We start from the raw sequence: 8,229 nt of genomic DNA on the forward strand, positions 1-8,229 counted from the left end.
TGCTCCCGATGCCGCGTATCGCTCATACCTGCTCACGCCAGGCCGACAGCCCGAACAGATCCACGGTCGTCTCGCCACGGGTCAGTCGCGCCATGAAGTCGCTTTCCTTTTGGGCCCGTGCGTCGCCAGCCGCCAGAACCTCGTCGATCCGGGCGGCAGGCAGCACGACCACGCCATCATCGTCGGCGACGACCAGATCCCCGGCTTCGATCCGGACGCCGGTCATCAGGATTGGCTGGCCGACTGATGGCGCGCTTGACTTGATCGTGCCGCGCACGGAGATACCGCGCGAGAAGACCGGAAAGCGCCGGCGTGCCAGCGCCGCAACGTCGCGCACGCCGCCGTCAATGACGAGGCCCACGATGCCCGCGGCTTCGGCTGCGACAGTCAGCACCTCGCCCCAGTAGCCCGCTACGAAGTCGTCGGCGGTGACCACAAGCATGCTGCCTCGCGGAGCCCGCTCGAGGGCAAGGTGGATTGAGAGGTTGTCTCCGGGTGCGCAGCGCACGGGGTAGGCCGGGCCGGCGACTGCCGCGCCCGCCCACACGGCGCGGATCGCCGGGTCAATCGAACAGGGCAGGCCGGAGGCCTCGTAAAGCGTCGATGTACCAAGGGCCACAGCGCGCGCGCTCTGATCGGTGAGGCTCATGCGTCTCTAGTCTGAAGCTGGTGGTATCCAAGCTGGGCGCGCGCCTCACCGAGCGTCTGCCCTCGCGCGATTAAGTCGCGGATGCGCGACTCTGCCGCCTCGATGCGGTGCGCCACCTCCGCCACTTCGGCGGCCCGTGCACGCGGCACGACCACCACGCCGTTGGCATCCGCCACCACGATGTCCCTCGGCACCACGCGTGCAGCGCCGATCGACACCGTCTGGTTCACCGCGGCCACCTCCACACGATCCTTGCCCGTGCGCATGAATCGCCCGCGAGTGAACAACGGATAGCCGTCACCGAGTGCCTTGGTGACATCGCGGCATACGCCATCGATCACCGTGGCAGCGATACCGCGCAGGCCAGCGTACTGCGTCATGATGTCGCCCCAGACGGTGCAGTCCGTGCGGCCGTCGTTGTCGATGACGATCACATCACCCTCAACCGCGTCGTCGACAAAGTCGCCGACCGTGCCGGCAGGCTGTCCGCAGCTCACGTACTTCACCGTGAAGGCCGGACCAACAATCGTGTCACGGTAGTCGGCCAGCGGGACAATGCCGAGGCACTGGCCTGGGATCCCCAGCTTGTCCATGGCATCTGAGACGCAGGGCGTGTCCAGACCCTTGAACAACGTGACCAACTCCAGATCCTGCGGGCTCATTGCGCGCCGTCCACCTTGATGGCCTCGAATTCCTTGTCGTGCATTACATCCTCTACCGAACGCCCGGAGCGCACAGCCTGCACCATGCCGTCCTGACGCCGCGCGATGCGCTCCGCCAGGTCGAGCACCTGTTCCATGCGCTCCTGCGGAATGAAGACAGTGCCGCAGCGGTCGGCGATTACGTAGTCGCCCTCGCGCACCGTGACGCCGGCCACCGGTATCGGCGTTCCGGACGCGCGCTGGACGACGCGATTGCGAGCGCTGACCATGGTCGCACCACGCCCGTAGACGGGGTAGGCGATTTCTTCATTGGCCTCGATGTCGCGGCTGTAGCCGTCGATGACCGTGCCGCGCACACCTTTGACCTTCGCGGCGTTGGCGAGGATATCGCCCCAACAGGACACGCCGTCCGTGCCGCCGGCGATCACGAGGACCCGATCGTCGCTGTCGATCGACGCGATCACCGGGGAGATCAGGTGTACCGTGGGGGCCGTGTCTGTCTTCGGACCGAGCTGCACGGTACTCGCCCGGCCGACGATGCGCGGGCAGTTCCACAGCGGACGCAGCCCGATGGTGGCGCCCGGCAGGGCGAGGAAATCGAGGGCATCGGACACCGTAGTGGTGTCCAGACGGGCGAGGCGGTCTAGTAGTTCAGCAGTCATGGCGAAGGAAACGGATCGCAGCCTCCACGCTCGGCGCAGCCCCATTCTGAAAAGCCCGTTTCTGGAATGGCTTCGCAGCAGAGAAATCGTGATCGGCGTCGATCGAGTATATGACGCGATCACTGACCGCGCGAGCACCGTCTGACTCACAACTCTCGGACATCCGTTCCTCCTAGGGCACCGAACGCCACGCTAAATGTCAGAATGCAAGCGGCCAGCGTGAGGTCGAAGCCGACACAGAGCCACGGATACCACACGGGCGTGTAGACCGCGCCGGGACCACTGCGATGAAGAGCGAGGTCCCACGCGACGTGTGCGGCCCACCCGACGGCCAGACAAGGGACCCACGTGCGTCGTCCAACGACAGCCGCCGCGCCAAAGAGTGCGACGCCGCCCACTTCGACGAGGAGCCAGGCCTCGCTGGCCCGACCGATCAGCGCGAATGCGACATAGATGAGCGCCGCCACGATGAGCGCCGTGGCGTAGACGCGCACGGCGTAGTCTGCAGACCTGCGGTTGGCGAAGGCCGCGAGCGCGAGCGCCAGCATGACCCCGAATACAACGGGAATCGCGATGGTCATGGTGTCATTCGGTGGTCCCCGGCGGTGCACTCGCGAAGCGGCGCTGCACGTTCTCCAGGTGATGCCGATTGTGATAGACCGTAAAGAGCAGCATCTCGCGGACAGTCAGGCGACCAATGAGGGGATGCGGTAATCGGCGCGCATCGAGCGCGGTCTCCGGCCACTGCGCGATGGCCGCGCACAATTCGGCGACCGCAGCAGCGTGCGAGGCCATGATGCGCGCGCGAGTGGCTTCGGGTTCGCTTGATTTCTGCTGAGCGCGCGGAGCGAATCGGCCCGCGCTCGCCCCGTGTGCGAGGCGCGCCCGATAGATCTCGCGGACCGATGCGTAGGAACGCGAAGGCGCGCTGGATCTCCCGAACGCCAACAGCAACACCAGGCGTGGCATCCCCAGCCCTCGAGTCACGGCACGCATCGACTTCGTGAGATGGCGAACATTGTCGGCGGGCGACCACGCGTCGCCAATCGGCGCGAGGAACATGCTCGTAGTGAGCGAGTCCCAGTACAACTCGCTTTCGCGGTGCAGCGCCTTGAGGGCGGCCTGAATTTCGGGTCCGGCGAAGCTACCCGCATCGAGGAAAGTCATGTCATTCCTGAGAATCGATCGGATCCACCGAGCGTTTGAGTTCAGCCGCCGAAGGACGTGGGCGGCAACGGATCATTAGCCCGCATATTGAATGTACGCATGCGCGACCACACCGATGATGAGGCACGCCAGCGCAACGATGTCGGCCTTGACGACGCGTGCAACGTGCGCGTTGTACTCGCCGACAGACCGAGCGAGCCAGAGAAACGAGACCACGCTACCGAAGCCACCAATGAAAGCCATTGTGTGTAATGGGGGTCGGAACGCGGCGAAGAGAAGGAACAGACCAAAGAGTCCGAAGAGCACCGCGCGATGGCGCATGAGGATTTCCTGGTTGGGCTCCTTGAAGGACAGCCCATAGAGCGCGGCAAGCCGCTCGCTCCCAAGCACACCTGATAGCGGCAACAGGTGGATGACGGCAACTACCGCAAGCATTGCTGACACGAGAAGACGCATGGGCACTCCTTTAGTGGCTAACGCTCGAGCTCACCTGCACGCGGAGGCAGGCGGGTCAGGATGATTGACGGGTTACGCCTCGCCGGGCCGCTGCGCGAGCGCCTTCGTGCGCCCGGCACGTGAGATCGCGCCATCGGGGTTGCGCGTCATGGTTTTGATGAACTCCACCTTACAGAAACGACTTGAACTCGCACTTATACTTCTTCGAGGATCCTTTCGGATAGACCATCCAGAGCTGTGCGTCTCCGTCTGCCGCTTGGACGAGTGTCGCCGTATTGAGTTTCTTGAAGAGCGGAGTCATCGCGCGAACCCCCATTCGAAGGTGACCCGGTCGAAGTGCGAACATGGACATGATGATATCATCCCGTTACGCTCCCACCATGGACCCGCTCGATATCGCGTTTGCCGAAGCCCGCCGCTATCTGGCCTCGCTTGATACCCGCCCCGTCGCGTCGCGCGGCACGCCGAGCGACATGCGCGCACCGCTACCGACGCATCTGCCGGAGCAGGGCCTGCCCGCCACCGAGGTCGTCCGCGCCATCGCCGCAGCGGCTGAGCCGGGATTGACCGGCAATGCCGGCGGCCGCTTTTTCGCCTGGGTGAAGGGCGGTGCGCTGCCCGCGGCGCTGGCCACCGACATCATGTGTTCGGCCTGGGATCAGAATGCTGTGCTAGCATCGACCAGTCCCGCCGGGGCCGTGTTGGAGGAAGTCGCCGGGCGGTTCTTGCTGGAGGCGCTGCGGCTGCCGTCCGATTGCAGCTATGCCTTCGTCACCGGCTGCCAGATGGCGCATCTCACCGCGCTGGCCGCCGCGCGTCATGCCGTGCTGGCGCGCCACGGCTGGGACGTCGAAGCCAAGGGACTACAGGGTGCCCCGGTCGTCCGTGTCCTCGCCAACGCGCATCATCATTCCTCCGTGACGCGCGCGCTGCGCCTGCTCGGGCTGGGTAGCGACTGTGTCGTTCCGCTCGGCGGCGACCGCCCCGGCTACGTCTCACCCGACGTGCTACGCGAGGCGCTGGCACTCGCCCCCCACGCACCGACCATTGTCATCCTCAATGCCGGCGACCTCAATATCGGTGCGTGCGATGATTTCATGACGCTGTGTCCGATCGCGCAGGCGGCGGGCGCATGGGTCCATGTCGATGGCGCCTTCGGACTGTGGGCCAATGCCAGCCCGCGGCTCGCCCCCCTGGTGGCCGGGGTGGAACGGGCCGATAGCTGGGCGACCGATGGCCATAAATGGTTGAACACGCCTTACGATTGCGGCATGGCCCTCACGCGTGATCCGGTTGCGCACAGCGCGGCCATGCGGATGACGGCGGCCTATCTGACGACGGGCGGCGATGTTCGTGATCCGATGGATTTCACACCGGAATGGTCACGCCGAGCCCGCGCGTTGCCTGCACTGGCGGCGTTGATGGAGCTTGGGCGCGATGGTCTCGCGGCGATGATCGAGCGATGCTGCGATCATGCCGCCGCCATCTACGACGGCATGGCGGCATTGCCGGGGGCGACCGGCCTCGCGCGGCCGACGATGAACCAGGGGCTGATCCAGTTCAATGCGCTCGATGGCCGCAACATCAGCGACGCGGTGATCGCCGCGATCAACGCCAGCGGCGAAGCCTTCATGAGTGGCGGTACGTGGGACGGTCAGCGGGTGATGCGCATCAGCGTGTGTGGCTGGAATACCAACCGTGATGATGTCGCGCGGACCGTCGCGGCCGCCGCCGCGGCTTTACATGGATTGCGCTGACAAAGCGCGTAGGATGACCTACCCGTTGCCACGCACGATGAGACCTGCCAAACCATGACCATGACTCTGTACGGGATCCGCAACTGCGACACGATGAAGAAGGCCCGCGCCTGGCTCGAGGCACGCGGCGTCGCGTATGTGTTTCACGACTACAAGGTCGCGGGCATCGATGCGGCGACGCTCAGCGCGTGGGCGGCGTCCGTGGGCTGGGAGAAACTGCTCAACCGCGCGGGCACGACATTCCGCGGGCTGTCGGATGCAGACAAGGCTGACCTGAATGAGGCCAAGGCGATTGCGCTGATGGTCGCCAACCCGAGTCTGATCAAGCGCCCGGTCTTGACCGGTGCGGCTGAAGTACCGCTCGTGGGTTTCAGTGTGGCGGCCTATGAAGCGGCTTTGCCGTGATCATCCGCTGACCTCGCGCTTCCGCGCGAACAGTGCTTCAACACACGGCCTCCCCTTGAAGACGGCTTCGCGCGTACCGGTCTGACGGAAGGCGGCCCTCATGAGGACCGCTATCGATGCCTGGTGCAGCTGGTCGGTTACCGCCCTGACCTCTGTCACCGTTGGGTTGGGTGGCGTTGACGGTCTCGCTCAGGAAGGCCTCTGCGGCCGGTCGGGCGATCACGCCTACTGCCACACGCGGACGATCGCAGATCTCGCGTCGCTGCACTTGCCCACCTGTCTCGGATGGCGCTCCACCAATTGTGAACGCGCGAAGGCGATCGTCGAGTGCGCGTGTCGAGAGTACGGTCTGCCGCGCGGTGCACGTTCCGCCGGGCACGAACGCCCGGGTCGCTCGCCCTGTGCAGTTGTGCGTAGCTCGCCTTCCGATTTTTCTTTACGGACCGACGGCGGAGCGAGCCAACGAATCGCGACCGACGCCGGCGCCCACCACTCCGGAGAGGTAGCGACGTGACATTCGGACGATACTGCATCGCCGTCGGCCTGACGCTGGGCACTCTCGGCATGGCCCCTCACGAGATCCACGCGCAGGAGCGCGCAGCGGACCGCCGTCGCTCGCTCTCCCCGACCCAAGAGACGAGTGATGATCCGCGTCGCGTGCCGGCACCGAGCGGTCCGAAGGGGCCGGATGGCTCGATCGTGCTGCGAGGCGGGCGTGTGTTCGACGGGACCGGTGCGCCCGCGCGCGCTGGTACCGTGGTCATCACGCGGAATCGCATTGTCGCGGTCCTGCCGCCCGGCGCAACGGACTGGCCCCGCGATGCGCGGGTGATCGACGTGACGGGGAAGACGGTGCTGCCCGGCCTGATCGACCTGCACACGCACATCACCTACAGCGATCCGCCGGTGTCGACCACCGAAGATGGCAACGACGCTGACATGACCCTGCGCTCGCTCAACCGGCTTCGCTACTTCCTCGAGAGCGGGATCACGAGTGTGCGGGATGTGGCGTCGGCGGGTGACATCCCCTTTCGGCTCAAGGCGTGGAGTGCTCGCAACGCGATCGCTGCGCCGCGCATCTTTGCGGCCGGTCAGCTGATCACCGGCACGGGCGGCCACGGCAACGAAGTGCGCAACTTTGCCGAGTCCGGGCCGCGGCCGATCCGGGGAGCCAGTGGACCGGACGATTGGCGCCAGGCGGTGCGCGAGCAGTTCAAGGCGGGAGCCGACCTGATCAAGATCGCGTCGCACTTCACGACCGAGGAGGCTCGCGCCGCAATCGAGGAAGCGCACGCGCTCGGCCTCAAGGTGACGTGCGACTGCGAGACGTTCTACATCGACCGGGCCATCGAGGCCGGTGTCGACATGATCGAACATCCGTTGCCACGCACCGACGAGGCGATCCGGGCCATGGTGGCCAAGAAGGTGGAGGCCGATCCGACCGTCTACATCTACACCCTGCTGTTCAACAAACTCGGTGGCGGATATTTCGGGTCGTCGTCGCGCCGATTCCAGTTCAGTGATTCGCTCAATCTCGACGTGATGCGCCGGATGCACCGCGCCGGGGTGAAGATGGGCGTGGGCACGGATCTCGTGCTGGACTGGTATCAGCACATGCCGTGGCCGTACATCAACGAGCTCAAGTACTTCACGGCGATCGGCTACACGCCCGCCGAGGCGCTGGTCGCGGCGACAAAGACCAACGCCGAGTTGCTCGACATGGATGACAAGCTGGGCACGCTCGTGGCGGGCAAGTTGGCTGACGTGGTGGTGGTCAACGGTCGTCCGGACGATCGTCTGGATGACCTCGCCAAGGTGGAGCTGGTCATTCGCGACGGCCATATCGTGATCGACGACGGGCGCATCTTCGTCCCGCGTCATGTGCCACGCGCCGCCCCGCCACCCTACGGTATCAAGCGCTGACCTTCATCCTGCGTGCGCCGACCGTGCGCATTGCCGGAGTCGTGGCGATCAGGACGACGCCTGCCATTTCCCGAATCAACGTGCAAAGAGGCGACGCCGTGAGGAACTCTCGAATGCCGAGTCCGTCTTTCACGACCTGGCGGACGTTGGCTGTTTCGCTTCTGGTGGCGGCCGGCGCCTGCGCACGTCGTGACGCGAACGATGCGCCCGGCATCACGGCTCCCCCACAAGGCACGCGGCCACCGTCCGTGGAGCGGCAGATCAATGCCACCACGACCGATGCGGCTATCGCGGCCGTTCCGACCGGCGCCGAAGCGCCGCATGTCGTCATCAATCCGTCGCCGGCCATCACCCCGCAGGGGAAACTGCTGGTGTTCCTGCCGGGGACACTGGGGCGCCCGTCGCAGTACAGCTACATCCTACGTGCGGCCGCCGCGCGCGGGTACCATGCCATCGGCGTCAACTATGTGAATCAGGTTGCCATGGGGACGCTCTGTCAGTTTAGCGCGGACCCGAACTGCTACTGGCAAGCCCGGAGTGTGGTCGTC

9 protein-coding genes and 1 pseudogene are annotated in these 8,229 nt (G+C 65.5%); 4 read left to right on the forward strand and 6 right to left on the reverse strand.

The features are described 5' to 3' along the window. Window positions 1-22: 22 nt before the first annotated feature. The 6 genes from ACIQ6O_RS09715 to ACIQ6O_RS09740 all read right to left on the reverse strand — a co-directional run bounded on the left by ACIQ6O_RS09715 (window position 23) and on the right by ACIQ6O_RS09740 (window position 3,596). A complete protein-coding gene (locus ACIQ6O_RS09715) occupies window positions 23-649 on the reverse strand; it encodes an RraA family protein (RefSeq protein WP_396207592.1) in 627 nt (208 codons plus the stop codon). Beyond that, complete coding sequence (locus ACIQ6O_RS09720) at window positions 646-1,311, reverse strand: RraA family protein (RefSeq protein ID WP_396207593.1); 666 nt, start codon at window positions 1,309-1,311, stop codon at window positions 646-648. The genes ACIQ6O_RS09715 and ACIQ6O_RS09720 overlap by 4 nt, the downstream gene beginning before the upstream one ends. Then, a complete protein-coding gene (locus ACIQ6O_RS09725) occupies window positions 1,308-1,973 on the reverse strand; it encodes an RraA family protein (protein WP_396207594.1) in 666 nt (221 codons plus the stop codon). The genes ACIQ6O_RS09720 and ACIQ6O_RS09725 overlap by 4 nt, the downstream gene beginning before the upstream one ends. 146 nt (window positions 1,974-2,119) lie before the next feature. After that, window positions 2,120-2,554, reverse strand: coding sequence for a hypothetical protein (locus ACIQ6O_RS09730; RefSeq protein ID WP_396207595.1), 435 nt, complete (start codon window positions 2,552-2,554; stop codon window positions 2,120-2,122). A 4-nt stretch (window positions 2,555-2,558) separates the two neighbouring features. Beyond that, window positions 2,559-3,140 carry a DinB family protein gene (locus ACIQ6O_RS09735; RefSeq protein ID WP_396207596.1) on the reverse strand — a complete coding sequence of 194 codons (582 nt, stop codon included), beginning with the start codon at window positions 3,138-3,140 and terminating at the stop codon, window positions 2,559-2,561. Window positions 3,141-3,215: 75 nt separating this feature from the next. Next, a complete protein-coding gene (locus ACIQ6O_RS09740; protein WP_396207597.1) occupies window positions 3,216-3,596 on the reverse strand; it encodes a phosphopantetheine adenylyltransferase in 381 nt (126 codons plus the stop codon). Window positions 3,597-3,976: 380 nt separating this feature from the next. Here ACIQ6O_RS09740 and ACIQ6O_RS09745 point away from each other — a divergent pair, with 380 nt between their 5' ends. The 4 genes and pseudogenes from ACIQ6O_RS09745 to ACIQ6O_RS09760 all read left to right on the forward strand — a co-directional run. Further along, window positions 3,977-5,353 carry a pyridoxal phosphate-dependent decarboxylase family protein gene (locus tag ACIQ6O_RS09745; protein ID WP_396207598.1) on the forward strand — a complete coding sequence of 459 codons (1,377 nt, stop codon included), beginning with the start codon at window positions 3,977-3,979 and terminating at the stop codon, window positions 5,351-5,353. Between the two features lie 54 nt (window positions 5,354-5,407). After that, window positions 5,408-5,758 carry an ArsC family reductase gene (locus tag ACIQ6O_RS09750; protein ID WP_396207599.1) on the forward strand — a complete coding sequence of 117 codons (351 nt, stop codon included), beginning with the start codon at window positions 5,408-5,410 and terminating at the stop codon, window positions 5,756-5,758. A gap of 510 nt (window positions 5,759-6,268) precedes the next feature. Next, the gene (locus ACIQ6O_RS09755) at window positions 6,269-7,681 is read left to right on the forward strand and encodes an amidohydrolase family protein (RefSeq protein ID WP_396207600.1); all 1,413 of its coding nucleotides are present in this window, start codon (window positions 6,269-6,271) and stop codon (window positions 7,679-7,681) included. 113 nt (window positions 7,682-7,794) lie between these two features. Then, a pseudogene (locus ACIQ6O_RS09760) lies at window positions 7,795-8,229 on the forward strand (hypothetical protein); the annotation flags it as partial.

This window comes from Gemmatimonas sp. (genome assembly GCF_044345575.1).
Taxonomy (GTDB): Bacteria; Gemmatimonadota; Gemmatimonadetes; order Gemmatimonadales; family Gemmatimonadaceae; genus Gemmatimonas.

What these genes read in the sequence shown, in the direction of transcription:
- ACIQ6O_RS09715 (WP_396207592.1), bottom strand. Translation starts at nt 649, where the DNA reads ATGAGCCTCACCGATCAGAGCGCGCGCGCTGTGGCCCTTGGTACATCG.
- ACIQ6O_RS09720 (WP_396207593.1), bottom strand. Translation starts at nt 1,311, where the DNA reads ATGAGCCCGCAGGATCTGGAGTTGGTCACGTTGTTCAAGGGTCTGGAC.
- ACIQ6O_RS09725 (WP_396207594.1), bottom strand. Translation starts at nt 1,973, where the DNA reads ATGACTGCTGAACTACTAGACCGCCTCGCCCGTCTGGACACCACTACG.
- ACIQ6O_RS09730 (WP_396207595.1), bottom strand. Translation starts at nt 2,554, where the DNA reads ATGACCATCGCGATTCCCGTTGTATTCGGGGTCATGCTGGCGCTCGCG.
- ACIQ6O_RS09735 (WP_396207596.1), bottom strand. Translation starts at nt 3,140, where the DNA reads ATGACTTTCCTCGATGCGGGTAGCTTCGCCGGACCCGAAATTCAGGCC.
- ACIQ6O_RS09740 (WP_396207597.1), bottom strand. Translation starts at nt 3,596, where the DNA reads ATGCGTCTTCTCGTGTCAGCAATGCTTGCGGTAGTTGCCGTCATCCAC.
- ACIQ6O_RS09745 (WP_396207598.1), top strand. Translation starts at nt 3,977, where the DNA reads ATGGACCCGCTCGATATCGCGTTTGCCGAAGCCCGCCGCTATCTGGCC.
- ACIQ6O_RS09750 (WP_396207599.1), top strand. Translation starts at nt 5,408, where the DNA reads ATGACCATGACTCTGTACGGGATCCGCAACTGCGACACGATGAAGAAG.